The following is a 25,227-nucleotide window of genomic DNA, read 5'->3' as shown; positions in this document are numbered from 1 at the left end:
CGACATGAAGGACATCAGATCCGCGGTCCTGCGCTGGGATGGCGGCTGGCTGGATGCCGGCCCGATCCCCGCCGCGCCGCAGGAATGCCCGGTGGCCATCGTCATCGACGGCATGTCTCAGGCCGTGCTGATGGCGACGCCCCATGACCTGCGCGATTTCGCGCTGGGTTTCGCGCTGACCGAGGGGCTGATCGCCAGCCCCGCCGATGTTCAGGATTACGAGGAAGCGGTGGTCGAGGCCGACGGTTTCGCCGCGCGTGAGGCGCGGCTGTGGCTGCGCCCCGGCCTTGCCGCCGGTCTGGCCGAACGGCGGCGCAGCATGGTCGGGCCGGTGGGCTGCGGGCTGTGCGGCGTCGACAGCATCGCGGCGGCCTTGCCGCAGGTGGTGGCGGTCGCGTCCGACTGGACCATGCCGCCCGGCGATGTCGCCCGGGCGGTGGATGCGCTGATCCGGGGGCAGCGCCTGCGCCGCGCGACCCCCGCCATTCACGGCGCCGCCTTCTGGGACGGCGCCCGCGCCATCACCCGCGAGGATGTCGGCCGCCACAATGCGCTGGACAAGCTGGCCGGCGCGCTGACCCGCGACGGCATTGATGCGGGGCAGGGGGCGATCGTCATGTCCTCGCGCCTGTCGGTCGATCTGGTGCAAAAGGCCGCGCGGATCGGCGCGCCGGTGCTGATCGGCGCCAGCGCCCCCACCGGGCTTGCGCTGGACTGGGCGGACCGCGCCGGCATCACCTTGATTGCGCGGGCGCGGGATGCGTCCTTTGACCTTTATACCCATCCCCGGCGCATCGCCGGAAGCCGAGGCCCCGATGTCTGACAATTCCGACAAGCTGATCCGCATGGCCGGCCAGATGGCCGATTTCTTTCGCAGCCAGCCCGACCGCCCCCCGGCCGAGGCCGTCGCCGCCCATATCAATGACAGCTGGACCTATCGCATGCGCCGCGACCTGATCGCGCGGCTGGAACAGGATGGCGGCGCCGATCCGGTTCTGCGCGATGCCGCGGCCTTTATCGAACTGCCCGACGACGACCCGCGGCGGGGCTGATTTTGCCTCTGCCGCGCGCGCGGGCGGCGTGATAGCGTGGCGCCATGGCACAGCTACCTTCCCGTCAAGAAATTCTGGACTGGGTGTCGGAACATCCCGACGCCACGGCCAAACGCGATATCGCCAAGGCCTTTGGTCTCAAGGGTGCCGAGCGCATCGAATTGAAGCGTCTGCTCAAAGAGCTTGAGGCCGAGGGGCTTCTGGAACGCCGCCGCCGGCATTACCACGATGCCGAGCGGCTGCCCCCGGTCACCGTGTTGCAGATCCTGCCGCCCGATGCCGATGGCGATATCTTCGCGCGCCCCATGGAATGGCAGGGCGAGGGGCCGGTGCCACGCATCCTTTACGCACCGCTGAAATCCGATCCGGCCATTGGCGCGGGCGAACGCATCCTGGCCCGGCTGATCGAGGTCCGGGGCGAAGATCACGACTATCAGGCCCGGCTGATCCGCCGCATCGGCACCACCCAGCACCGCATCGTCGGCATCTATCGCGAGGGCCGTGGCGGCCCCGAGGCGGGCGGCCGCATCCTGCCCATCGACAAGGGCTCGGACAAGGAATGGCAGGTCCGTCCCGGCGACGCGCATGGCGCCAGGAACGGCGAGCTGGTCGAGGCCGAACAGGCCGGCCCGCGCGGCCGTCTTGGCCTGCCGATGGCGCGGGTGCTGGAACGTCTGGGCGATCCCTCGGCGCCGCGCGCGGTCAGCCTGATCGCCATTCATCAACATGGCATCCCCGACGATTTCCCCGATGAGGTCATCGCCGAGGCCGATGCCGCGAAACCCGTGGGCATGAAGGGGCGCGAGGATCTGCGCCATCTGCCGCTGGTCACCATCGACCCTTCGGATGCGCGCGACCATGACGATGCGGTGGCGGCCGAACTGCACGAGGATGGCGGCGCCACGATCTGGGTCGCCATCGCCGATGTGGCCCATTACGTCACCCCCGGCTCGGCCCTTGACCGCGAGGCGCGAAAGCGCGGCAATTCCACCTATTTCCCTGACCGTGTGGTGCCGATGCTGCCCGATATCCTGTCGGGTGATCTGTGTTCGCTGCACGAAGGCGTCGACCGCCCGGTGATCGCAGTCAAGATGCGGCTGGACGCACAGGGCAACAAGACCGGGCACAGCTTTCATCGCGGGGTGATGCGTTCCGCGGCCAGCCTGAGCTATGAACAGGCGCAGGCGGCGGCGGACGGCAATCCCGACGCACAGACCGAACCTCTGGTCTATAACGTCATTCGCCCGCTTTGGGGCGCCTATGATCTGTTGAAAGCGGCCCGCGCGCGGCGTCAGCCGCTGGAACTGGACCTGCCGGAACGCAAGATCATCCTGACCCCGGACGGGCGGGTGAAGTCGGTGAATTTCCGCGACCGCTTTGACGCGCATAAGCTGATCGAGGAATTCATGGTGCTGGCCAATGTCGCCGCCGCCGAGGAACTGGAACGCCTGCGCCGCCCGCTTTTGTACCGGGTCCATGAAGAACCCACCGCCGAGAAACTGGACGCCCTGCGCGAGGTGGCCGAGGCGTCGGGATTCACCCTGGCCAAGGGGCAGGTTTTACAGACGCGGCACCTGAACCGGCTTCTGGAACAGGCCGGCGGCACCGATTTCGACGAGCTGATCAACATGACCGCGCTGCGATCCATGCAGCAGGCCTATTATCACCCGGAAAACTATGGCCATTTCGGGCTGGCGCTGCGGTCATACGCGCATTTCACCTCGCCCATCCGGCGCTATTCCGACCTGATCGTGCATCGCGCGCTGGTCCTTGGCCATAAATGGGGCGATGACGGGCTGTCGCATTGGGATATCGAAAATCTGGGCGAGACCGCCAAACAGATCAGCGAGACCGAACGCCGTTCCATGGCCGCCGAACGCGACACCACCGACCGCTATCTGGCCGCCTATCTGGCCGACCGGGTCGGGGCCGAGTTCACCGGCCGCATCAGCGGGGTGCAGAAATTCGGCGCCTTCGTGCGGCTGGACGAAACCGGGGCGGACGGGCTTTTGCCGATCCGCGAAATCGGGCGCGAGTATTTCCACTATGACCCCGATGCGCAGGTGCTGATGGGGTCTGAAACTGGGCTGGAGATCGGCATCGGCCAGCGCGTCACCGTGCGCCTGTCCGAGGCGGTGCCGCTGACCGGCGGCTTGATGCTTGAGCTTCTCGAGGTCGAGGGCAAACCCCTGCCGCAGGGCGGCGGGCGCGGCAAGGGCAAGGGCCCGATCCGCAAGCGCGCCACCCAGTCCCGGCTGGCCGAATTGAAGCGGGCGCAAAAGCGCAAGCGCGTCCGCCGCGCCAAATAGATCGCCATCAAACGGAAAAAGGCGGGCCAAGGCCCGCCTTTTGTCTTTTCGCCGGATCGTTTCTTTACAGAAACAACAGGCCCGCGCCGATCACCACGCCGGTGACCAACAGCATCACCACGCAATAGCCCATGATGTCGCGCGCCTTCAGCCCGGCAATGCCCAGCATCGGCAGCGCCCAGAACGGTTGCAGCAGGTTCGTCCAGGCATCCCCCCAGGCCACGCCCATGGCGACGCGCGGGATGTCGGCGCCAAGCGCCTCGGCTGCGGGCAGCATCACCGGGGCCTGCACCGCCCATTGCCCGCCGCCCGAGGGCACGAAGATGTTCACGATGCCGCCGGCGATAAAGCTCCAGAAGGGCAGGGTTTCGGCGGTCGAGATCGAGACGAAGAACTCGGACAGGCTGGTCGCCAGCCCCGAGCCGGTCATGATCGCCATGATCCCGGCATAAAAGGGAAACTGGATCACGATCCCCGCGCCGCCCTTGACCGCGCGGTCCAGCGCCGAAAGCAGGCTGCGCGCACTGCCATGCAGGATGATGCCCAGAAACAGGAACAGGAAATTCACCACGTTCAGGTTCAGCCCGCCCCCGCCGCCGAAATGCATCGCCAGCCAGAGCAACCCCGGTATCCCCACAAGCCACATCAGGATGCGGCTGTTTTCCAGCCGCTCGGCCGGGGTGGGGTTGGCAGAGATCGGCGCCTCGGGGGCATCGTGCAGCATGGCCGGATCGACCAGCACCATCTCGTGATCGTCGGGCATCATCATCCGGTTGGCGATCGGGATCACGATGAACAGCGCCAGACAGATGGTCAGGTTCCAGCTGGAAAAGATGGTCAGCGCGGTGGGCACGATGCCGATCTGGCCTTCGGTGAAATGTCCCGGCGTCGAGATGGTCAGCGGGATCGAACCCGAAATGCCGCCATGCCAGATGACAAAGCCGGAATAGGCGGCGGCGACCAGCAGCCGGTAATCGACGCGGATCTGGCGCGCCAGTTCGCGGGCAAAGATCGCGCCGACGACCAGACCGAAGCCCCAGTTCAGCCAGCTTGCGATCAGCGACACCACCGAAACGAGGATGATCGCCGAGCCGGCCGAACCGGCCAGTCCCGCCAGCCGCGTCAGCAGGGCCCGGACCGGGGGCGAGCTGGCCAGAATATAGCCGGTGACCAGCACCAGCAGCATCTGCATCGAAAATTCGAGAAGCTTCCAGAACCCGTCCCCCCACATGCGGACGACGGCGACGGGGCTGTTGGCTTCGAAAATCACGGCCGACAGTGCCGCGACGATGGTCAGCACCAGCACGAAAATGAAGGCGTCGGGCAGCCATCGCTCCATCAGGCGCGTGGCTGGGCGGGACAGGGCGCGCAACATATCGGGTCTCCTTCTCTGGGTGTTCGCCTGTCGATTGTGTTGGCTGCTGCCGCTAAAGTCCACCGGGCGCAGGGAAAAAGCCGTGCCCCGATTGAGGCACCGCACGATGCGGCCACGATGCGGCAAAGCATGGCGCGCGCCGGGGCGGGGCTTGCGCGCGAAGGCCGGGCGCTCTTTGATGCGGCGATACGGGATAGGGGCCGTCGGATGCCGTTCGAGAACTGGATCGCCTATATCATCGCCTATGCCGTGATCTCGGTCATTCCCGGGCCCAGCGTGTTCATGGTGATCGGACAGTCGCTGACGCGCGGAGGTCGGGCCGCCATGGCCTGTATTCTGGGCGACCTTGCCGGGGGCGTCGTCGTGATGACGGCATCCTATCTGGGGCTTGGGCTGTTGCTGGCGTCGTCCGGCATGGCCTTCATGGCGCTGAAATGGGCGGGGGTGGCCTATATGGCCTGGCTGGGCGTTGCACAGATCAGGGCGGCGCGAAAGCTGGTGGATGCCGGGCCGATCGGCGCGGTTTCCACGCGGGGCAGCCTTGGCGCCGGCTTTCTGACCGGGGTGCTCAATCCGAAAGCCATCATGTTCTACATGGCGTTTCTGGCCCAGTTCATCGAGCCGACCGCCCCGCAATTTCCGCAATTCATGATCCTGATGGCAAGTTCGACCGTGATCGTCGCGCTTGTGCTGGGGGGATATGCGTTTGTGGCGGCAAGGCTCGGCGCGCGGCTGCAAAGCCTCAGTGCGCGCAAGCGGATGGGCTATGCGGGCGGCTCGTGCCTGCTTGGGGGAAGCGTGCTCATGGCCGCGACACGCTAGGTCGCGCTTTCGGCACCCGACACGGAAAAAGGGGCGGCCTGCGCCACCCCTTTCAAGCCGTGTTACAAGGGCGTGCCCGGGCCTCAGCCGATGGCTGCGGCGCGCACATCCTCGTCGATCTTGTCGGCATATTGGGCGAAATTGTCGCTGAACATGCCGACCAGCTTTTGCGCCTGTGCGTCATAGGCGGCCGGATCGGTCCAGGTGCGGCGCGGATCCAGCAGCTTGGCGTCGACGCCGGGCACCGCGACCGGAACCTCAAAGCCGAAATTCGGGTCCTTGCGGAATTCGACATTGTTGAGCGAGCCGTCCAGCGCCGCGGTCAACAGCGCGCGCGTGGCCTTGATCGGCATGCGCGAGCCGGTGCCATAGGCGCCGCCGGTCCAGCCGGTATTCACCAGCCAGCAATTGGCGCCGGCTTCGGCGATCTTGCCCTGCAAGAGCTTGCCGTAAACCTCGGGGCGGCGCGGCATGAATGGGGCGCCGAAACAGGTCGAAAAGGTCGGGATCGGCTCGGTCACGCCGACCTCGGTGCCCGGGGTTTTCGAGGTAAAGCCCGACAGGAAATGATACATCGCCTGCGCCGGGGTCAGCCGGGCGATGGGCGGCAGCACGCCAAAGGCGTCGCAGGTCAGCATGATCACGTTTTTCGGCTGTCCGCCCAGCGAGGTCGCCGAGGCGTTCGAGATCGCCTCAAGCGGATAGGCGCAGCGCATGTTGTCGGTGATCGAATTGTCCTCGAAATCCAGAACCAGGGTTTCGGGGTCAAAGACCATGTTTTCGATCACCGTGCCAAAGCGCGAGGTAGTCGCATGGATTTCCGGCTCGGCGCTGGCCGACAGGTTGATGGTCTTGGCATAGCAGCCACCTTCAAAGTTGAAGATGCCGCGATCCGACCAGCCATGTTCGTCATCGCCGATCAGCACCCGCGACGGGTCCGCCGAAAGCGTGGTCTTGCCGGTGCCCGACAGGCCGAAAAAGATCGCCGCGTCATCGGGATTGCCGATGGCGTGGTTGGCCGAGCAATGCATCGGCATCACGCCTTTGGCCGGCAGGATATAGTTCAGCAGCGTGAATACCGATTTCTTGTTCTCGCCGGCATAGGCGGTATTGCCGATCAGGATCAGCTTTTTCTCGAAATTCAGCGCGATCACGGTTTCCGAACGACAGCCGTGGCGGGCCGGATCGGCCTTGAAGCTGGGGCAGTTGATGATGGTGAATTCCGGCGCGAAAGCGGCCAGTTCGGCGGCATCGGGACGGCGCAGCAGGTGGCGGATAAAGAGCCCGTGCCAGGCCAGTTCGGTGACCACGCGCACATCCAGACGCAGCGCCGGATCGGCCCCGCCGTAAAGATCCTGCACGAAATAGTCGCGGCCCTTCATGTGCTCCAGCATGTCGGCATGCAGGCGGTCAAAGGCGTCGGGGGCCATGGGGCGGTTGTTTTCCCACCAGATCGTGTCCTCGACCGCGGGGGTGCGCACCACATGCTTGTCCTTGGGCGAGCGGCCGGTATGCGCGCCGGTCGAAACCAGGAACGCGCCCCCAAGACCCAGCTTGCCCTCGCCACGCGCGACGGCCGCCTCGACCAGGGCGGGCTCGATCAGGTTATAATAGACGTTGCCGAGCCCCGTGATCCCCTGGTCCTCAAGACGGCAATTCGGATTGACGCGCGGTTCGGTCATGTCACCTGTGCTCCTGCAAGAAATCTGCGGCCGTCAACCGGCCGTTGCGGTCCTATAGCATGGCATTTCCCCAGCGAAAGCGCACATATGGGCAGGGTTAGCGCAACCACAGTTGGTTAGCGCAATCATTTGCGCGAACACGGTTTTATCGACAAGAATTCGACACAAGACCGGGCCATCAAGGCCGGTGCCAGCCCGCGATTCGGTGCGGATTCCAAAGGGGGACGGGATGATCCTGCACGCATCTTGCGTCGCGCATCGGGGGCGGGGGCTGTTGATCCTGGGGCCGTCGGGTGCGGGCAAATCCGGCTTGGCGCTTGAAATGATGGCATTTGGGGCCTCGCTTGTGGCCGATGACCGGACCCTGCTGCGCGCCGAGGCCGGCCGAATCGTCGCCGATTCGCCGCCATCCATTCGCGGCCGGATCGAGGCGCGCGGTGTCGGCATCCTTAGGGCGCGCGCCCATGGGCCGGTCGATCTGGTGCTGGCGGTCGATCTGGCCCAGGCCGAACCCGACCGCCTGCCGCCCGACCGGCAGCTGGATCTGGGGCTGGGGCGGCTGCCCCTTGTTCTTGGGGCGGGGCGCGTTCATCTTGCGTCAATATTGTTACAATATCTTGAAGGTGGGCGGGCCGACACGGAATGACAACGATGGCGGATGATGCGATGGCCGACATGCATGACGACCGGGCGCAGCGGCTGGTTCTGGTGACCGGACCGTCCGGGGCCGGGCGGTCGACCGCCATCAATGTGCTTGAGGATCTGGGTTACGAATCCATCGACAATCTGCCCTTGTCGCTGGTGCCGCGGCTTCTGGACGGGCCGGCGCGGCCGGTGCCGCTGGCGCTGGGGCTGGATGTGCGCAACCGCGATTTCTCGGCCGCCAATCTGATCGAGCTGATCGACCGGCTGACGCGGCTGCCCGAATACGCGCCCGAGGTGCTGTATCTGGACTGTGCGACCGAACAGCTGTTGCGCCGCTTCAATGAAACCCGCCGCCGCCATCCCCTGCGGGCCGAGGGCGCGCCTTTGGACGCGATTCTGGCCGAACGCGACATGCTGGCGCCGATTCGCGCCCGCGCCGATGTGCTGGTTGATACCTCGGAATTGTCGCCCCATGACCTCAAGGCAGAGCTGGCACGCTGGTTCGATGCCGAACCGGGGCGGCGGCTTGCGGTTTCGGTCCAGTCCTTTTCCTATAAGCGGGGGGTGCCGCGCGGGGTCGACATGATGTTCGACTGTCGTTTTCTGGCCAATCCGCATTGGGAACCGGCTTTGCGGCCGCTGGATGGCCGCGACAAGGCGGTTCAGGATTACGTTGCGTCCGATCCGCGCTATGACGAGTTCTTTGAACGGGTGCGCGATCTTGCGCTTTTCACCCTTCCTGCCCATCTTGACGAAGGGAAGGCCCATCTGGCAATCGGCTTTGGTTGCACCGGCGGGCAACACCGTTCTGTCACAGTGGCGGAAAAAATGGCGGATGCGCTTGCGAAAGCGGGTTGGCAAGTGTCAATTAGGCATCGGGAACTTGAACGCCGTGAAAAGGCGCCGGCACCTGCGGATGATGGCCTGGAACTGGCCTCCCGTGCAGTCAGGGCGCAAGGGTGACGGCTGTGCGTGGTGGAGTGAATTGATCGGGATTGTTATCGTGGCACATGGTGGCCTCGCACGGGAATATCTCTCGGCGGTCGAGCATGTGGTGGGACCGCAGACCGGCATCAAGGCCGTGACGATTGAAGAAAATCACGATCGGGGCGAGAAGCAGGCCGAAATCTGCGCCGCCGCCGATGCGGTGGATTCGGGCGACGGCGTGGTCGTGGTCACCGATCTGTTCGGCGGCTCGCCCTCGAACCTGTCGCTGATGGCCTGTGCCGCGCGCAACCGCACCATTCTTTATGGCGCCAACCTGCCGATGCTGGTCAAGCTGGCCAAATCGCGCAAGATGACGGTGGCCGACGCGGTGGCGCTGGCCAAGGATGCGGGGCGCAAATACATCAACAGCTATGACGTCGCCCCCGCCGATGTCGTGCAGCTATCGAAACGTGCAGCTTCATGAGTGAACAGGTCAACGGGGCCGTTACCCGCGAATTGGCGATCATCAACGAAAAGGGCCTGCATGCGCGGGCCAGTGCGAAATTTGTCGAAACGGTCGAACGTTTCGACGCGCGCGCGACGGTCGAAAAGGACGGGATCAGCGTCTCTGGCGATTCGATCATGGGGCTTTTGATGCTGACCGCGCCGCGTGGCAGCACCATCGTCGTGACCACACAGGGCGCCCAGGCGGCCCAGCTTGCCGATGCGCTGACCGCGCTTGTCGGGGATTACTTCGGCGAAGGCATGTAGGGCCAGCGCGTGGCCCGGACTTCATACCATCACGGCAATCTCAGACAGGCGCTGGTCGAGGCGACCGTTCAGCTGATCGAGGACAAGGGCCCGCAGGCCTTTACCCTGGCCGAGGCCGCGCGCCTTGCCGGGGTCAGCGCGGCCGCGCCCTATCGCCATTTCGCCGGCCGCGACGAGCTTCTGGAAGAGGTCGCCCGTCAGGGATTCGAGGAATTCGCCGACCTGCTCGAGCGCGCCTTCAACGAGGGCCGGCCCAGCCCGCTGAGCGCGGTCATGCGCATGGGGCAAGCCTATCTGACCTTCGCGGCCCAGCGGCGCGGCTATTATATCGCCATGTTCGAATCGGGCATTTCGATTGCCGGGAATGCCGGGCTGTCGCAGGCCTCGGACCGGGCGCGGGGCGTTCTGGTCCGGGGCGCCGAGGCGCTGTTTCTGAAAATGCCCGCCGACCGGCGCCCGCCGCCCGGCATGGTCGCCGATCATCTCTGGGCGCTGAGCCATGGCGTGGTCGAGCTGTTCAGCCGTGGCAAACCGGGCAGCCGCTCACCGATTTCGCCCGGCGATATGCTGGAAAGCGGGGCGCTGATCTATCTGCGCGGGCTGGGCGTCATCCCCGATTGAAAATTTTCGCCGCGCTCTCTTGACCGCAGCTGCGCAAACTCCATCTATGTAAATGTGATTAACATTCACATCGAAAGGGACCGTCAATGAGTCACACTGAATTAACTGCTCGCCCTTCCGTGCTGGATCGGATCGGCGCGGCACTGTCCGGGATCCGCGACTGGCTTGATGAGCGTGGAAAGGCGGCCTGGATCGCTGTCATGATCCTGGGCTTCATCGCCGTCTGGCCGCTGGGCCTCGCCATTCTTGCCTATATGATCTGGAGCAAACGCATGTTTTCATCCTGCCGTCACCGTCATCATCACCGCGGCAATGGCCGCAGCTTCAGCGCGCCCACGGGCAATATCGCCTTTGACGCCTATCGTGAAGAGACGCTGAAGCGGCTCGAGGACGAGCACAACGAATTCGTCGACTTTCTGCAAAAGTTGCGCGAAGCCAAGGACAAGGCCGAGTTCGACCAGTTCATGCAGGGCCGCAAGGAGCCGCGCGACGTCACGCCGCAGAACTGATCGCCGCGCCGCATTGAACGTCGCATCAAAAAAGGGCCGGGAAAACCCCGGCCCTTTCGACATGGATCGGTCGGATCCTCAATAGGAATATTCGGCATAGATGCGGTCCAGATCGCCCGCCCATTCGCCGTGATATTTCGCCAGCATCTCGTCGGCCGGGACCTTGCCCGTCTCGACGCTTTCCTTGAGCGCGTTCAGGAAATGGGTCTCGTCGGGGACCAGCCCGCCGGCGCCCTGACGCGCGCGCGATTTCAGCCCGGCCTCGGCGATGGTCAGCACCTCGCGCGCCAGATCGCGCATCACCACGCCACCGACACGCGCGTCCAGCGCATGGATCCCGGCCTCGCGGCGCCAGGATTCGCGGGTTTCCGCATCCCAGCCCTTGACCAGATCCCAGGCCGCATCCAGTGCCGAGCCGTCATAGATCAGCCCGACCCAGAACGCCGGCAGCGCGCAGAGCCTGCGCCAGGGGCCACCATCGGCGCCACGCATCTCGATGAATTTCTTGACGCGGGCCTCGGGGAAAACGGTGGTCAGGTGATCGGCCCAATCCGACAGCGTCGGCACCTCGCCCGGCAGGGCGGGCAGGCGGCCGTTCAGGAAATCGCGGAAGCTTTGCCCCAGCGCGTCGATATACTTGCCATCGCGATAGACAAAATACATCGGTACATCAAGAACATAGTCGACCCAGCGTTCATAGCCCATGCCATCTTCAAAGGCAAAGGGCAGCATGCCCGTCCGGGCATTGTCAAGGTTTTGCCAGATATGCGCGCGCCAGCTTTTCCAGCCATTCGGCTTGCCATCGAGAAAGGGGGAATTGGCGAAAAGCGCATTGGCCACGGGTTGCAGCGCCAAGGCGACGCGCAGTTTCCGCACCATGTCGGCCTCGCTGGAAAAGTCCAGGTTCACCTGCACCGTGCAGGTGCGGTACATCATCTGCGTGCCCAGCGTGCCGACCCGGCCCATGTAATCGGTCATCAGCCGATAACGCCCCTTGGGCATCATCGGCATCTGGTCCTGACGCCAGATCGGCGCGGCGCCCAGCCCGATGAAGCCGGCGCCCATCTCGTCGGCGATGGTCTTGACCTCGGCCAGGTGGCTGTTCACCTCGTCACAGGTCTGATGAATGGTTTCCAGCGGCGCGCCGGACAGTTCCAGCTGGCCGCCCGGTTCCAGGCTGACATTGGCGCCATTGCGTTCCAGCCCGATGATATGCCCGGCCTCAAGCACCGGGGTCCAGCCAAAGCGGTCGCGCAGCCCTTCGAGCATGGCCTTGATCGAGGGCTGGCCCGCCGGCGCATCATAGGGGATCGGCATCAGGTCGGATTGGCGATAGCCGAATTTCTCGTGCTCGGTGCCGATGCGCCAGGCCTCGGCGGGCTTTTCACCCGCCGCGATATATTCGGCCAATTGTTCGGGACGCTCGATCGGGCCGCCGCCCTGTTGGGGAATGGACATCGGTCGGTGGCCTCTTGGTTATCTTGAGTGTCACAGGTGGCAATGCGCGCGGCTCAAGTCAAGGCGGCGCGTGCAGATCGGGTCCAAACCGTCTGAAAGGCGGGGGCGTCATCGGCGAGCGCGGCGGCGACGCGGCCCAGGTCAAGGCCGGGCAGGCTGGCAAAGGCGCTGGCCAGCCGTTCGGCACCCGCGGCATCGACCGGAACCAGCAGGGCCTGGCCATCGCGGCTTTTCATGCGCCAGTGGCGGCGGCCGTTCAGGCGCAACATCCTGATTTCCGCAAGATCACGCAGCGGAATTTCGCCACCCAGCAGGCGGTTGGGCGAAAGATAGCGAATCGCACCCTCGTCCAGTTCGACCATGCCGGGACCAAGTGCCGCATGGTTGAACCGCATGCGCCGCCGTGCATCCAATGCCCATAGCCCCGCGGCCACCGCGATCACCGCCCCCAGCGGCCAGAAGAGCCAGCCGCCCAGCGAAAACACCCACAGCCCGAACCCGGTCGCGGCCAGCGCGCTCAGGGTTTCGGCCCATGGACGCAGCCGGGCGGCCAGTTCGGGGCGGATCATGTCAGATCCCGCGTCATGTCACGATGCGGGATGCCGCCATCGTCATATTCGGGGCCGTGGGCGGTAAAGCCAAAGCGTTCATAAAAGGGGATGACATGGGTCTGTGCGCTCAGCTTGAGCCGGGTGATGCCGGGCAGGGCGCAAAGTTCGTCCATCGAGGCGCGGATCAGCGCCGCGCCAAGCCCGGTGCCGCGCGCGGGCTTGCGCACGGCCACGCGGCCGATCTTGCCGGTGCCGTCCAGCACCAGAAGGCGCGCGGTGCCCATCGGCCGGCCCTGATCGTCGCGGGCCAAAAGATGAATGGCGCCGGCATCCAGATCGTCGATTTCCTCGGCCTCAGGCACGCCCTGTTCGTCGATGAACACCTCGCGCCGGATGGCGAGGCAGGCGTCGATGTCGTCGGTCAGTTCGATCATCATGCGAAATAACGCTCCAGAATGCGGCGATAGATGCGGGACAGCTGGCGTACCTGTTCGGCCGGCACGCGTTCGTCCACCTGATGCATGAAATGACCGACAAGGCCGAATTCAAGAACCGGGCAATGGTCTTTCACGAAACGCGCATCCGACGTCCCGCCCGAGGTGGACAGAACCGGATCAAGCCCGGTTTCCGCGCGCACCACATCCGCCACAAGATCGACGAAGGGGCCGGGTTTCGTCAGGAAGCTTTCGCCCGAAATATCCGAACTGATGGTGAAATCGACCCCGCTATCGGCCGAGATCGCGGCGGCCTTGTCGCGGATCATCCGTTCCAGGCTTTGGCCGCTATGCAGGTCGTTGAAACGGATGTTCAGCACCGCGCGCGCCTTTTCGGGCACCACATTCGAGGCCGGGTTGCCGCAATCGATGGTGGTGACCTGCAAGCCCGAAGGATCGAAATGCTCGGTCCCGTGATCCAGCGGCGTGGTGATCAGATCGTTCAAAAGCCGGGTCAGCGCATGCAGCGGGTTGCGCACGCGATGCGGATAGGCGGCGTGACCCTGTAACCCATGGGCCGCGATGTGCAGCGTGATCGAGCCGCGCCGCCCGATCTTGATCATCTCGCCCATGCGGTCGGGGTTCGACGGCTCACCGACAAGACAGTCGCTCATCCGTTCATCGTTCTGCGCCATCCAGTCCAGCAGCGCCAGCGTGCCGTCGCGGCCCGCCCCCTCTTCGTCGCCGGTGATGGTCACGATCACCGCGCCGTCGGGGGGCGTCTCGCGCACGAAGGCGATGGCGGCGGCGACAAAGGCCGCGACGCCGGATTTCATGTCGGTGGCGCCGCGCCCCCAGATCCAGCCATCCTGTTCATGGCCGGAAAAGGGCGGGTGGGTCCAGCTGGCGGGATCGCCGGGCGGGACCACATCGGTATGGCCGTTGAAGCCAAAGCTGCGCGCCGCCCCCCTTGCGCCCCAGCGGGCAAAAAGGTTCGGCACCCCGTTCCGGTCCACGCGCCGGCATTCAAAGCCCGCCGCCGTCAGCTCATCGGCCAGAAGGCTCAGCGCGCCGCCCTCGTCGGGCGTGACCGAGGGACAGCGGATCAGCCTTGCGGTCAACTGGGCGGGGTCGGGCGTCTGGGTCATCTGCGGCCTCTGATCTGGGTTTCCACCTGACTACAGCGGCAGGTTCAGAACCTCCAGTGCGCGGCGGACCAGGTTCGCGCCGGTCAGCACCAGCAGGATCTGCGTCCAGCGCCGGAACTGCGCCACGTCCAGCCGGTCATGGGCGATAAAGCCCAGCCACATGCCCAGGGCCGCCGGAATGACCACAATCGCCGAAAGCGGCAATGTCTGCGCGTTCAGCACCCCGGATTGCAGATGCGCGAATGTCAGCACGACCGCCCCAAGCAGGAACACCACGCCCTGCACGCGCACCTGTTCGGTCTTTTCTGTGCCGATCGACAACAGATAGACGATCAGCGGTGGCCCCCAGATCCCCGAAACCCCGCCATAAAGCCCGCCGATGATCCCCGAGACAATCTCGACCCGGCGGCGGTGATGGATCGGGATGGCCATGCTGCGCCCGGCCAGCTGCCAGAGCGCGAAAAGCGTGATCGGCACGCCCAGCAAAAGATACATCACCCATTGCGGGATCGCCGGCGCGAACATGGCCGAAATCGGGATGAACAGCGCCACCATCCCGATATGCCAGCGATATTTTACCGTCGAATCCCAGGCCGGACGCCAGCCCTGGCGAAAGGCCTGGCCGATATTGGTGAACAGCGTCGGCAGGATCAGGATCGCCAAAGCCTGCTGCGCGCTCAGAAACGATCCCAGCGCCGACATCATGATCATCGGCATGGCAAAGCCGACCGCGCCCTTCACAAAGCCGGAAAACAGCGTGACGGCGATGACGATCCAGAAATGAAAGGGGTCCAGCCCGAACATGACCGCCAAACTGCGGCGTGACCGGCGCGCCCGCAAGGGGAAATCACGCCCGCGCTATGGTAAACGGGTGACTGCGCCTTGGGGAAATCCCGCTGCCTGCTGGACAGGCAGGGCCGATCGGGCATTATGTCGCCAGATCACAGAACGGAGCTGCCAATGACCCGCATCCCCATGATTCCGGTGGCGATTGCCGCCGTGCTCGGCCTTGCGGCCTGCGAACCCACGACCCCGGCCACGCCGGGCAGCACGATCCCCACCGGCCCCTATGTGCTGGTCGGCATCGGTTCCGATACCGTGCCCCAGCGCAATGTCGGCATGACCATCAATCCCGATGGCTCGGTCAGCGGGCAGGGCCCCTGCAACAGCTATAACGCCACCCAGACCTCGGAGCCTCCGGGCTTTACGCTGGGGCCGCTGGTCAGCACCCGCGTCGGATGCAGCGGCCGCGCCGGTCAGCTTGAGCAGCGCTATTTCGCGGCGCTTCAGGCCGCGAACGGCATCAGCTTCGAGGGCGGCGTCCTGACCATCAAGGGGCCGACCTACCTGACCTATGAGCCGGGCTATCGCAAAGAGAAATAAGCCCTATCCGGGTGGTTGAATGGCGCCGCTTTCTGCGGCGCCTTTTTTTCGGGCCGTCCGGTTTCAGATATCGCTGGCCGCGCGCAGCCGCGCCACCAGCCGCGCGCGCGCCGGGGGCAGGGGCCTGCCGGCATGGACCTCGCCCAGCCGCGAGGCCAGGAAATACCCCGTCAGCGCCAGCGCGTCCTCGATGCCGCCATTGCCGCGCCCGCCCAGCATGGCTGGCAATGGCAAGAGCTTCGGCGCCCAGTCGCCCGCGGCCGCGGCGCTGACCGCGCGGCCGGAACGCGGGCTGACATAGGCCAGCCCCTCGCGCGTGCCGGTGACCGCACAGCGCGTCAGGTCCAGCCCAAAGCCCATATCCTCCAAGAGCCGCATTTCCCAATGCAGATAGGCCTCGGCCCAGTCGGGGGCGCGGCCCGTGCCGGCGGCGGGTGCGGCATCCATCAGATCCAGCAGCGCCTCGGTCATATCGGTCAGGCGCGGATGCGGGTCGCGTTCGGGCAGGGCAAAGGTCAAAAGCGCGGTGACCGCGTTCACACCCGCCAGCGCATCGGCCCCCGCGATCAGGCCGGGCCGCGCGCGGGCCGGTTCGGCCGCAAAGGTGCCCAGCTGATCCTCAAGCCGCGCCCGCCAGCGCAGGGCGAGCCGCCCCCCGGGCTGCAACATGGCCGCGCGCTTTGCGCTGGCGCCGCCGGGGACCAGACCGCTGATCAGCCCCGCATCGCGCGACAGCACCGTCAGGATGACGGCATTCTCGCCGTGCCGGCGCTGGCTCATCACGCTGGCCTCGCCGCTCCATTCCATGTCAGGCGCGCTCCGATATCCCGGCGGGGCGGGTCACGGCCAGAAACTGGGCCCGACCGTCCAGCGCGGTGAACAGCTCGGGTCCGGTGCCGGTCAGAAATGCCTGCGCGCCAAGCGCCACGATCTCGTCATAAAGCGCGGCGCGGCGGTCGGCATCCAGATGCGCCGCCACCTCGTCCAAAAGCAGGACCGGCCCCTCGGCGGCCAGCGCCCGCGCATTGGCCAGGATCAGCGACAAAAGCAGCGCCTTCTGTTCCCCGGTGGAACTGAGCGCGGCCGGCATGTCCTGCGGCCCCCATGATGCCCCAAGATCGGCGCGATGCGCCCCGGTCAAGGTGCGGCCCGCCGCCATGTCGCGGCCCCGGGTGTCGGCCAGACGCGCGGCGATGCTGGCCGGATCGGGATCGTCGGCCGCGCCCTCGCCGGGCAAAAGCACCAGCCGCGCGGCGGGAAAACCGGTTTCGGCGCCCTCTTGCGCGGCCGTGATACGGGCGATCGCGTCCTGACGGTTGCGGGTCATGGCCGCGCCCATATCGGCCATCTGCGATTCCAGCGCCCGATACCAGCCGGCATCGCGCACCTCGTCGCGCAGCAGACGGTTGCGTTCGCGCATGGCCTTTTCATAGCCAAGCGCGTCCTCGGCATGACCGGGGGCAAAGCTCAGCGTGACCCGGTCCAGAAAACGCCGCCGCTGTTCGGGCGCGTCGGTCCACAGCCGGTCCATGGCGGGCGTCAGCCAGATCACCCGCATCAACCGCCCCAGCGCGATCTGGGTCGCGGGCTTGTCGTCGATCATCACCTCGCGCGGCTGGCCGGGCGGGGCGCGGGTCACGACCTGGTATTCGCCGATCCCGGCCCGGATCTGCCAGCCGACATCCGGCCCGCGCCGGGCCTGATCGCCGGGCGCGGCACCGCGCATGCCGCGCCCCGGCGACAGCATCGAGATGGCTTCGAGGATATTGGTCTTGCCGGCGCCGTTCGGCCCGTGGATCGCCACCGGCCGGCCGTCGGTTTCCAGCTCAAGCCTGTCCCAGCTGCGGAACTGGGTCAGGTGCAGATGCCTCAGCGTCACACGCGCATCGGCATGACGACATAGACCGCCGAGGTGTCGCCCCCCTCGCGGATCAGCGCCGCGTCGCCCGAGCCGTTGAACAGGAACACCGCGTTCTCGCGTTCGATCTGGCTGGCGATTTCATGCAGGTATTTGGCGTTGAAGCCGATTTCCAGCGGCTCGTCGCCATAGCCCACGGGCAGTTCCTCATCGGCGGCGCCGGCATCGGGGGCGTTCACCGACAGGACCAGCCGGTCCTCTTCCAGCGCCAGCTTCACGGCGCGCGAGCGCTCGCTGCTGACGGTGGCGACACGGTCCACGGCCTTGGCGAAATCGCCGGCATCGACCTCGAGCTTGCGGGCATTGCCCGAGGGAATCACCCGGCTGTAATCGGGGAAAGTGCCGTCGATCACCTTCGAGGTGAGGGTGATGGTCGGCGTGGCGAAACGCACCTTGGTCTCGCTGACGGAAACGGCGATCTGGGCCTCGTCATCGTCCAGAAGCTTGCGCAGCTCGCCCACGGTCTTGCGCGGCACGATGACGCCGGGCATGTCGGATGCCCCCTCGGGCAGGGGGGCGTCGATGCGCGCCAGCCTGTGACCATCGGTCGCGACGCAGCGCAGGCTGGGACCGTCCTCGGTCTGGGCCACATGCATATAGACGCCGTTCAGATAATAGCGCGTCTCTTCGTTCGAGATGGCGAATTTGGACTTGTCGAAGAGCCGGCGCAGAACCCCGGCGGGGGCGCTGAAATTGGCGCTGTATTCGGACGAGGACATGACCGGAAAATCCTCGCGCGGCAGGGTGGCGAGGCTGAAATTCGAACGCCCGGCCTGAACCGAAAGCCGGTCGGTCGCGGCATCGAGGCTCAGCTGGACCAGCGATCCGTCCGGCAATTTGCGGGCGATGTCATTGAGCATGCTGGCCGAAACCGTGGTGGCGCCGGGGCGTTCGACCTGTGCGGTGGTGCGGTCGACGACCTCGGTATCCAGATCGGTGGCGCGGAAACTGACACCATCGGGCGTGGCCTCGATCAGCACATTGGCCAGAATCGGAATGGTGTTGCGGCGTTCGACGACGGATTGGGCCTGTGCAACGGCCTTTACCAGATCGGCACGTTCGATCGAAAATTTCATGGTCAAACCCCTATGTCGTTCCGGCCCCGGACCCGGATGGTCACGCGGGGCGCCAATTTCGCACAAACCGGCGCGGGGTCAAGCTTTCTGACATGCGCGGGCCGGCGGGCCGGGATGGCGTCCCGGTCTCAGGCTTCCAGAAGGCGGCGCAACAGGTCGATATCTTCGGCCAGGCTGTGATCCGCGCTGCGCAATTCCTCGATCTTTTTCACCCCATGCATGATGGTGGTGTGATCGCGGCCCCCGAAGCGCCGGCCGATTTCGGGCAGCGACCGCGAGGTCATCTGCTTGGCCAGATACATGGCGATCTGACGCGGGCGGGCGACGACGCGAATCCGCTTGGGCCCGATCATGTCGGCCAGCCGGATGTTATAATGTTCCGCCACCTTGCGCTGAATTTCCTCGATCGAAACCTTGCGGTCATTGGCGCGCAGGATGTCGGCCAGACATTCCTGGGTCATGTCCAGCGTGATTTCGCGCCCCATCAGGCTGGCGAATGCAAAGAGCCGCTGCAACGCGCCCTCAAGCACCCGCACGTTCGAGGTGATGCGATGGGCCAGAAATTCCAGCACGCCTGGCGCGATCTGAAGGCCCGGATATTGCATGCGGAAGGCATCGGTCTTGGATTGCAGGATGCCCAGCCGCAGCTCGTAATCGGTCGGGTGCAGATCGACGACCAGACCGCATTGCAGGCGCGATTTGATGCGCTCTTCCAGATCCTTGATCTCGCCCGGCGCGCGGTCGGCCGAAATGACGATCTGTTTGCCCTGATCGACAAGCGTGTTGAAGGTGTGAAAGAACTCTTCCTGCGTGGAATCCTTGCCGGCGATGAACTGCACGTCATCGACCATCAGCACGGAAACGGTGCGGAACAATTCCTTGAAATCCATGACCGTACGTTCGCGCAGCGCCTGGACAAAGCGGTACATGAACTGTTCGGCCGACAGATACAGCACCCGCGCCTCGGGCTGGCGGGTCTGGATCTCGCGGGCGATGGCATGCATCAGGTGGGTCTTGCCCAGACCGACGCCGCCATAAAGAAACAGCGGGTTGAAGGTCACCGGCCCGCCCTCGGCCACGCGGCGGGCGGCGGCATGGGCCAGCTCGTTGGGCTTGCCGACGATGAAATTCTCGAAGGTGAAGCGGCTGTCCAGCGGCGCGGCCATGTCGTCATTGGCGGCCGGGCGCGGCGTATTGACGCGCTTGGCCGGCGCGGCCGCCCGACGCGCGGTCTGGGCGCGGGTCTCGAAGCTCAGGCGCTGCACGGGGCCTTCGATGCGGTCCAGAACCTTCAGGATGTCTTCGCTGTAATGGCGCGACACCCAGTCGGACAGAAAACGCGTGGGACAGGCGATGGTGGCTGTGCCTTCGCTGACGCCGGTCAGGCGCAGCGGTTCGATCCAGGTCGAGAAACTGTCGGCTCCGACGATTTTTTGCAGTTCTTCACGCGCTTGCCCCCAAAGCTTGTCCATCTTGGCCGATTCCGTTCCTTGTCCCTGTGCTCCACCGGGATGCTCCGGTGTGAGGCGGTCCACATTCACCCCAGAGGTACAAGGCTTGGGAAAAACAACACCCTTCGCCGCCAAAGCGACGTTCGGGGTCGTTCCACGACCAAAGCTCACAGACACGAGGCGCGTGCTGGTGGCAGCCAGCCTGCGCATCTTTGGCAGCGGATCTTGCAAATGATCCTGCTTCCACCCTGTCGGCCGGTGGCAGTACCGGCGGTTCAGGGCATGTCCCCCAGGTGCGACGTGAATCGCAGGAAGGAAACTAGCAAGAACCAAGGGCGGCCAGCAACTGTTCTTCGCGCTTGACAGCGGATTTGCCCGTTCGAATCTGACATCCGGGTAACGGCGCCACGACACGCGTCAAAGCATTGAAAAAATGCGCTTTATGCCGGGTTACTTAAGGGAAGGGGGCGCGCTCTGATTGAGCGCGCCCCCGTCAATTCCATCGATAGTTGCGCAAAAGTCGCAGCGCGATCAGGCCGCGCTCAGCGCCTTCACACGGGCCGACAGGCGCGAGATTTTGCGCGATGCGGTGTTCTTGTGGACGACGCCTTTGGTGACGCCGCGCATCAGCTCGGGCTGAGCGGCCAGCAGGGCGGCGCGGGCTTCATCGGCATTGCCGCCGGCGATCGCTTCCTCGACCTTGCGCAGGAAGGTGCGGATGCGCGAGCGACGGGCTTTGTTGACGGCGGTCTGGCGCTCGATCTGGCGGGCGCGTTTCTTGGATTGGGGCGTATTGGCCATGGGTGCGGTCCTGTCTGTGCTTCGAATTTCGATCGCGCAAAAGCCCCATGGCGCCGTTCCGGGGGAACGGTCATGATTCTTGCCTTAAGCGGGCCCACGCGCATGTAAGCCCGGCCCTATACAGGGGCCGGGTCGGAAAGCCAAGCCGAAATCAACGGTCGCGGAATTGCGGCTCGCGCTTTTCCAGGAATGCAAGCATGCCTTCCTTTTGATCCTCGGTCGCGAACAGCGCCTGGAAATTGCGCCGCTCGAACAACAGCCCCTCGGCAAGCGTGGTCTCATAGGCGCGGTTGACCGATTCCTTGGCGGCGATCACGGCAAGCTGGGATTTCTCGGCGATCTTGCGGGCGGTGGCGATGGCCTCGGGGATCAGCTTCGCGGCCGGCACGACGCGGCTGACCAGCCCCGAGCGCTCGGCCTCGGCCGCATCCATGAAGCGGCCGGTCAGATGCATTTCCATGGATTTCGACTTGCCCACGAACCGGGTCAGGCGCTGGGTGCCGCCAATGCCGGCGATGACGCCCAGATTGATCTCGGGCTGGCCGAATTTGGCGGTATCGGCGCAGATGATGAAATCGCAGGCCATGGCCAGCTCGCAACCGCCGCCAAGCGCATAGCCGGACACGGCGGCGATGATCGGCTTGCGGGTCGTGGTGATGCGGGTGATCTCGTCGCCGAACAGGTTGTCGTTATAAACCTCGACAAAGCTCTTCTGCGCCATCTCCTTGATATCGGCGCCGGCGGCAAAGGCCTTTTCGCTGCCGGTCAACACGATACAGCGCACCTTGTCGTTGCGATCGGCATCCGCCAGGGCCTCGGCCAGTTCCGCCATCAGCTGCGCGTTCAATGCGTTCAACGCCTCGGGCCGGTTCAGCCGGATCAGCGCAACATAGTCGTCGATCTCGACGGTGAGGGTCTGGTAAGCCATCGCTCTTTGCCTTTTGGAAACAAGCTGACCGCAATTCCTAGCAAAGCCGCGCGCCCAAGGCCAGTGCCGGCTTCTTTCATGTTCAAATATCCCCGCCGGAGGCAGCGGCCCGGCAGGGCCGCTTCACTTTTGGCAATCCGGGCAGAAATAGCTCGACCGCCCCGATTGCACGATGCGCCGGATGCTGCCCGTGCAGCCCGGGCTGGGGCAGGGCGCGCCCTCGCGGTCATAGACGCGGAATGCGTGCTGGAAATAGCCCAGCTCGCCCGTCGCCTGACGGTGGTCGCGCAGGCTCGATCCTCCGGCGGCGATGGCCTCGACGAGCACGTCGCGGATGTGACCGACCAGCGCCGAAAGCCGGCCCGCGCCGATCCGCCCGGCCGCCCGGCGCGGGTCGATCCCGGCCCGGTGCAACGCTTCCGAGACATAGATATTGCCCAGCCCCGCGACGATGCGCTGATCCAGCAGCGCGGCCTTGACCGGCGCGCGCCGGCCGTCAAAGGCGCGGCCCAGAATCTCGGGCGTAAACTCGTCCGACAACGGTTCCGGCCCCAGCTGCGCCAAAAGCGGATGCATGGCCCCCGGCGCGATCAGGTCGACCATGCCGAATCGCCGCGCATCGTTAAAGGTGATGCGCGTGCCCCGTTCGGTCCAGAACACGACATGATCGTGGCGCGGCAGGATCGCCGGGTCGCGATGGAACGCGCCCTGGGCCTCATCCTCGATCAGCATCCGCCCCGACATGCCCAGATGCAAAAGCAGGCTGCCGCGATCCTCCAGATCGGCGAGGATATATTTCGACCGCCGCCGCAGGCCGGTGACACGCGCCCCGGTCAGCACCTGCACCAGATCGGGCGGCAGCGGCCAGCGCAGATCGGGCCGGCGGGCCTCGGCGCGCAGGATGCGCTCTCCCTCGAGATGCGGCTGAAGGCCGCGCCGGACGGTTTCAACCTCTGGCAATTCTGGCATTTTCGTCCCATTCATCGCAGGATGCGCCCGCGGCCGACTGGCGCGCGCGGCGTTTAGACACTATCTGGGCGCGAAACCACGGATGGACAAGCGACATGACCCCTGATGAGCCCAAGCAGACCCATTTCGGCTTTCGCACCGTGGCCGAAACGGACAAGGCAGGTCTGGTCCATGGGGTCTTTTCCCGCGTCGCCTCGCGCTATGACGTGATGAACGATCTGATGAGCGTGGGCGTCCACCGGGTCTGGAAAACCGCGATGATGGACTGGCTGGCGCCGCGCGATGGCCAGCACCTGCTGGATGTGGCGGGCGGCACCGGCGATATCGCCTTTCGTTTCCTCGAACGCGCGTCGGGCGCGCGGGTCACCGTCTGCGACATGACCGAATCCATGCTGGTCGAGGGGCGCAAGCGCGCCGAGGCGGGCAAGCTGGCCGACCGTCTGGCCTGGGTCACGGGCGATGCGATGGCGCTGCCTTTCGCCGATGACAGCTTTGACCGCTATACGATCAGCTTTGGCATCCGCAACGTCACCCGCATCCCCGATGCGCTGGCCGAGGCGCGGCGGGTTCTGAAACCCGGCGGCCGGCTGATGGTGCTGGAATTCAGCCAGATGCCGGTGCCGATGCTGCAATGGCTTTACGACCGCTATTCCTTCAACGTGATCCCGGTGATGGGACAGGTCGTCGCCAATGATCGCGACAGCTATCAATATCTGGTCGAATCGATCCGCAAATTCCCCGATCAGGAGACATTCGCCCGGATGATCCGCGAGGCGGGCTTTGGCCGCGTGCAATGGCGCAATCTGGCGATGGGCATTGCCGCGCTGCATTCGGGCTGGAAGCTTTAGCATGCGCGGACCCCACAATATCTGGCGCCTGATCCGCACGGGCGCGACATTCGAACGCACCGGCGCGATGAAAGTGGCGCTGGACGCGGTGAACGCGCCCGCCCGCGTGCGCTTCGCCGCGCGCGTGCTGGGCTGGCCCTTTGCATGGCTGGGCTACAAGGGCGATCCCGCGCTGCCGCCGGTCACCCGCGCCATCACCGCGCTGGGGCCAGCCTATGTGAAATTCGGCCAGATCCTCTCGACCCGTCCCGATGTCGTGGGGGTCGAGCTGGCCAATCAGCTGACGATGTTGCAGGACCGCCTGCCGCCTTTCCCGACCGAGACCGCGATCGCCACCATCGAATCCGCGCTGGGTGATCCGGTGGACGTGCTGTTTTGCGAATTTTCCGACCCGGTCGCGGCGGCCTCGATCGCACAGGTCCACCGCGCGCGCCGCGCCGATAACGGGCGCGAGGTCGCGGTCAAGGTGCTGCGCCCCGGCATCGAGGGCGCGTTCCGGCGCGATATCGACGCCTTTCATTTCGCCGCCAGCATGATCGAACGGCTGTCGCCGGCCACCCGCCGCCTGCGTCCGCGCGATGTCATCAGCCATTTCGAATCGGTCGTGACCGGCGAGCTGGATCTGCGGCTCGAGGCCGCCTCGGCCTCGGAATTCGCGGAAAACACCGCGGGCGATGCCGGGATGGAGGTGCCGAAACCGCATTGGCATCTCAGCGCCCGGCGCGTGCTCAGCACCGACTGGGCCGAGGGCGTGCCGATGGGCGATGTCGCGGCCCTGCGCGCGGCGGGCCACGACCTGCCGCAGCTGGGCGCGAATGTCTTGCAGCTGTTTCTGCGCCATGCGCTGCGCGACGGCTATTTCCACGCCGACATGCATCAGGGCAACCTGAAGGTGGCGGCGGATGGAGATATCATCATCTATGATTTCGGCATCATGGGCGAAATCGACGAATATACCCGTCGCGTCTATGCCGAGATCCTGATGGGGTTCATCCAGCGCGATTACGAACGCGTGGCGCGGGTGCATTTCGAGGCGGGCTATGTGCCGCGCGACCGCGACATGCTGGAATTCGCGCGCGCGCTGCGCGCCGTGGGCGAGCCGATCTTTGGCGCCGATGCCAGCCGCATCTCGATGGCGAATCTGCTCGCCTATCTCTTCGAGGTGACCGAGCGTTTCGGCATGGCCACCCGGACCGAGCTGATCCTGCTGCAACGCACCATGGTCGTGGTCGAGGGGGTGGCGCGCTCGCTGGATCCACAAATCAACATGTGGGAGGTCGCCCGCCCCGTCGTCGAAAGCTATATCCGCGACAGTCTGGGGCCGCGCGCGGCGGCGCGCGACATGATGCGCATCGCCCAGCTGATGGGCCGATTCGCGCCGCTTTTGCCGGATTTTCTGGACCAGCGCATGCCCGAGCTGCTGCGCGCCCCACCGGCGACCCGCGTTGAGGACACGGGCCGGCGCGGCGATCTGCTGCGCGGAATGGTCGCGGGCGCGGTGATCGCGGTGCTGGCGATGGCGCTTGGGCTGGTTCTGGCGTGATCGCGC

Annotated in this window: 27 protein-coding genes; 13 read left to right on the top strand and 14 right to left on the bottom strand. The window is 65.5% G+C overall.

The window, feature by feature from the left end; all coding sequences use genetic code 11:
- The first annotated feature begins 4 nt into the window (after positions 1–4).
- Genes fdhD through rnr form a run of 3 tightly spaced genes read left to right on the top strand, consistent with a single transcriptional unit; the run spans position 5 to position 3,361 of the window.
- The gene (gene fdhD / locus ACFOMH_RS01210; RefSeq protein WP_377742090.1) at positions 5–823 is read left to right on the top strand and encodes a formate dehydrogenase accessory sulfurtransferase FdhD; all 819 of its coding nucleotides are present in this window, start codon (positions 5–7) and stop codon (positions 821–823) included.
- Positions 816–1,052, top strand: a complete 237-nt coding sequence (locus ACFOMH_RS01205; protein WP_374424728.1) for a formate dehydrogenase subunit delta — start codon at positions 816–818, stop codon at positions 1,050–1,052. The genes fdhD and ACFOMH_RS01205 overlap by 8 nt, the downstream gene beginning before the upstream one ends.
- A gap of 44 nt (positions 1,053–1,096) precedes the next feature.
- Positions 1,097–3,361 (top strand): ribonuclease R, encoded by a 2,265-nt coding sequence (rnr, locus tag ACFOMH_RS01200; RefSeq protein WP_377742088.1) that lies wholly within the window; start codon positions 1,097–1,099, stop codon positions 3,359–3,361.
- Positions 3,362–3,425: 64 nt separating this feature from the next.
- On the opposite strand, the gene ACFOMH_RS01195 is transcribed toward rnr, so the two are convergent.
- The gene (locus ACFOMH_RS01195) at positions 3,426–4,736 is read right to left on the bottom strand and encodes a short-chain fatty acid transporter (protein WP_374424731.1); all 1,311 of its coding nucleotides are present in this window, start codon (positions 4,734–4,736) and stop codon (positions 3,426–3,428) included.
- Positions 4,737–4,943: 207 nt separating this feature from the next.
- Here ACFOMH_RS01195 and ACFOMH_RS01190 point away from each other — a divergent pair, with 207 nt between their 5' ends.
- The gene (locus ACFOMH_RS01190; protein WP_377742086.1) at positions 4,944–5,558 is read left to right on the top strand and encodes a LysE family translocator; all 615 of its coding nucleotides are present in this window, start codon (positions 4,944–4,946) and stop codon (positions 5,556–5,558) included.
- Positions 5,559–5,641: 83 nt separating this feature from the next.
- On the opposite strand, the gene ACFOMH_RS01185 is transcribed toward ACFOMH_RS01190, so the two are convergent.
- Complete coding sequence (locus tag ACFOMH_RS01185; RefSeq protein WP_374424734.1) at positions 5,642–7,240, bottom strand: phosphoenolpyruvate carboxykinase; 1,599 nt, start codon at positions 7,238–7,240, stop codon at positions 5,642–5,644.
- Positions 7,241–7,469: 229 nt separating this feature from the next.
- On the opposite strand from ACFOMH_RS01185, the gene ACFOMH_RS01180 reads away from it, so the two are divergent.
- The 6 genes from ACFOMH_RS01180 to ACFOMH_RS01155 all read left to right on the top strand — a co-directional run bounded on the left by ACFOMH_RS01180 (position 7,470) and on the right by ACFOMH_RS01155 (position 10,713).
- Positions 7,470–7,886 carry an HPr kinase/phosphorylase gene (locus tag ACFOMH_RS01180; protein WP_377742084.1) on the top strand — a complete coding sequence of 139 codons (417 nt, stop codon included), beginning with the start codon at positions 7,470–7,472 and terminating at the stop codon, positions 7,884–7,886.
- 5 nt (positions 7,887–7,891) lie between these two features.
- Positions 7,892–8,848 carry an RNase adapter RapZ gene (rapZ, locus tag ACFOMH_RS01175; protein WP_377742082.1) on the top strand — a complete coding sequence of 319 codons (957 nt, stop codon included), beginning with the start codon at positions 7,892–7,894 and terminating at the stop codon, positions 8,846–8,848.
- A gap of 22 nt (positions 8,849–8,870) precedes the next feature.
- A complete protein-coding gene (locus ACFOMH_RS01170; protein WP_377742080.1) occupies positions 8,871–9,296 on the top strand; it encodes a PTS sugar transporter subunit IIA in 426 nt (141 codons plus the stop codon).
- Positions 9,293–9,583: an HPr family phosphocarrier protein gene (locus ACFOMH_RS01165; protein WP_374424740.1), complete on the top strand. Its 291-nt coding sequence runs from the start codon at positions 9,293–9,295 to the stop codon at positions 9,581–9,583. The genes ACFOMH_RS01170 and ACFOMH_RS01165 overlap by 4 nt, the downstream gene beginning before the upstream one ends.
- A gap of 9 nt (positions 9,584–9,592) precedes the next feature.
- On the top strand, positions 9,593–10,204 hold the full coding sequence (locus tag ACFOMH_RS01160) for a TetR/AcrR family transcriptional regulator (protein WP_374424742.1): 612 nt from the start codon (positions 9,593–9,595) through the stop codon (positions 10,202–10,204).
- A gap of 86 nt (positions 10,205–10,290) precedes the next feature.
- Positions 10,291–10,713, top strand: coding sequence for a DUF2852 domain-containing protein (locus tag ACFOMH_RS01155; RefSeq protein ID WP_374424744.1), 423 nt, complete (start codon positions 10,291–10,293; stop codon positions 10,711–10,713).
- 78 nt (positions 10,714–10,791) lie between these two features.
- Here the strand turns inward: ACFOMH_RS01155 and ACFOMH_RS01150 are convergent, their stop codons facing one another.
- The 5 genes from ACFOMH_RS01150 to ACFOMH_RS01130 are packed head-to-tail and all read right to left on the bottom strand — an operon-like array spanning position 10,792 to position 15,108.
- Entirely contained in the window at positions 10,792–12,171 is a 1,380-nt protein-coding gene (locus tag ACFOMH_RS01150; RefSeq protein ID WP_374424746.1) for a glutamate--cysteine ligase, read from the bottom strand.
- 53 nt (positions 12,172–12,224) lie between these two features.
- Positions 12,225–12,740, bottom strand: a complete 516-nt coding sequence (locus ACFOMH_RS01145) for a hypothetical protein (RefSeq protein ID WP_377742077.1) — start codon at positions 12,738–12,740, stop codon at positions 12,225–12,227.
- A complete protein-coding gene (locus ACFOMH_RS01140) occupies positions 12,737–13,159 on the bottom strand; it encodes a GNAT family N-acetyltransferase (RefSeq protein WP_377742076.1) in 423 nt (140 codons plus the stop codon). The genes ACFOMH_RS01145 and ACFOMH_RS01140 overlap by 4 nt, the downstream gene beginning before the upstream one ends.
- Complete coding sequence (gene dapE / locus ACFOMH_RS01135) at positions 13,156–14,304, bottom strand: succinyl-diaminopimelate desuccinylase (protein WP_374424752.1); 1,149 nt, start codon at positions 14,302–14,304, stop codon at positions 13,156–13,158. The genes ACFOMH_RS01140 and dapE overlap by 4 nt, the downstream gene beginning before the upstream one ends.
- Before the next feature lie 30 nt (positions 14,305–14,334).
- The gene (locus tag ACFOMH_RS01130) at positions 14,335–15,108 is read right to left on the bottom strand and encodes a sulfite exporter TauE/SafE family protein (protein ID WP_377742075.1); all 774 of its coding nucleotides are present in this window, start codon (positions 15,106–15,108) and stop codon (positions 14,335–14,337) included.
- 156 nt (positions 15,109–15,264) lie between these two features.
- Here ACFOMH_RS01130 and ACFOMH_RS01125 point away from each other — a divergent pair, with 156 nt between their 5' ends.
- A complete protein-coding gene (locus tag ACFOMH_RS01125; RefSeq protein ID WP_374424756.1) occupies positions 15,265–15,687 on the top strand; it encodes an META domain-containing protein in 423 nt (140 codons plus the stop codon).
- Between the two features lie 63 nt (positions 15,688–15,750).
- Here ACFOMH_RS01125 and recO read toward each other — a convergent pair whose 3' ends face one another.
- The 7 genes from recO to mutM all read right to left on the bottom strand — a co-directional run bounded on the left by recO (position 15,751) and on the right by mutM (position 22,830).
- The gene (recO, locus tag ACFOMH_RS01120; protein ID WP_377742073.1) at positions 15,751–16,494 is read right to left on the bottom strand and encodes a DNA repair protein RecO; all 744 of its coding nucleotides are present in this window, start codon (positions 16,492–16,494) and stop codon (positions 15,751–15,753) included.
- A 1-nt stretch (position 16,495) separates the two neighbouring features.
- Entirely contained in the window at positions 16,496–17,566 is a 1,071-nt protein-coding gene (recF, locus tag ACFOMH_RS01115; protein ID WP_377742070.1) for a DNA replication/repair protein RecF, read from the bottom strand.
- Positions 17,563–18,681 (bottom strand): DNA polymerase III subunit beta, encoded by a 1,119-nt coding sequence (dnaN, locus tag ACFOMH_RS01110; RefSeq protein ID WP_374424761.1) that lies wholly within the window; start codon positions 18,679–18,681, stop codon positions 17,563–17,565. The genes recF and dnaN overlap by 4 nt, the downstream gene beginning before the upstream one ends.
- A 128-nt stretch (positions 18,682–18,809) precedes the next feature.
- The gene (dnaA, locus tag ACFOMH_RS01105) at positions 18,810–20,153 is read right to left on the bottom strand and encodes a chromosomal replication initiator protein DnaA (protein ID WP_374424763.1); all 1,344 of its coding nucleotides are present in this window, start codon (positions 20,151–20,153) and stop codon (positions 18,810–18,812) included.
- Positions 20,154–20,663: 510 nt separating this feature from the next.
- The gene (gene rpsT / locus ACFOMH_RS01100; RefSeq protein ID WP_374424765.1) at positions 20,664–20,933 is read right to left on the bottom strand and encodes a 30S ribosomal protein S20; all 270 of its coding nucleotides are present in this window, start codon (positions 20,931–20,933) and stop codon (positions 20,664–20,666) included.
- Positions 20,934–21,084: 151 nt separating this feature from the next.
- Positions 21,085–21,861, bottom strand: coding sequence for an enoyl-CoA hydratase (locus tag ACFOMH_RS01095; RefSeq protein ID WP_377742067.1), 777 nt, complete (start codon positions 21,859–21,861; stop codon positions 21,085–21,087).
- 123 nt (positions 21,862–21,984) lie between these two features.
- On the bottom strand, positions 21,985–22,830 hold the full coding sequence (gene mutM, locus ACFOMH_RS01090; protein ID WP_377742065.1) for a bifunctional DNA-formamidopyrimidine glycosylase/DNA-(apurinic or apyrimidinic site) lyase: 846 nt from the start codon (positions 22,828–22,830) through the stop codon (positions 21,985–21,987).
- 95 nt (positions 22,831–22,925) lie between these two features.
- Here mutM and ubiE point away from each other — a divergent pair, with 95 nt between their 5' ends.
- Both ubiE and ubiB read left to right on the top strand, forming a co-directional pair.
- Positions 22,926–23,678, top strand: a complete 753-nt coding sequence (gene ubiE, locus ACFOMH_RS01085; protein WP_377742063.1) for a bifunctional demethylmenaquinone methyltransferase/2-methoxy-6-polyprenyl-1,4-benzoquinol methylase UbiE — start codon at positions 22,926–22,928, stop codon at positions 23,676–23,678.
- Between the two features lies 1 nt (position 23,679).
- Positions 23,680–25,221 (top strand): 2-polyprenylphenol 6-hydroxylase, encoded by a 1,542-nt coding sequence (gene ubiB / locus ACFOMH_RS01080; RefSeq protein ID WP_377742061.1) that lies wholly within the window; start codon positions 23,680–23,682, stop codon positions 25,219–25,221.
- Positions 25,222–25,227: the final 6 nt, after the last annotated feature.

Source organism: Paracoccus mangrovi (assembly GCF_042648425.1).
Lineage (GTDB): Bacteria > Pseudomonadota > Alphaproteobacteria > Rhodobacterales > Rhodobacteraceae > Paracoccus > Paracoccus mangrovi.
The sequence above is the reverse complement of the archived record's forward strand: the minus strand, read 5'-3'. Positions and strand labels throughout refer to the sequence as shown.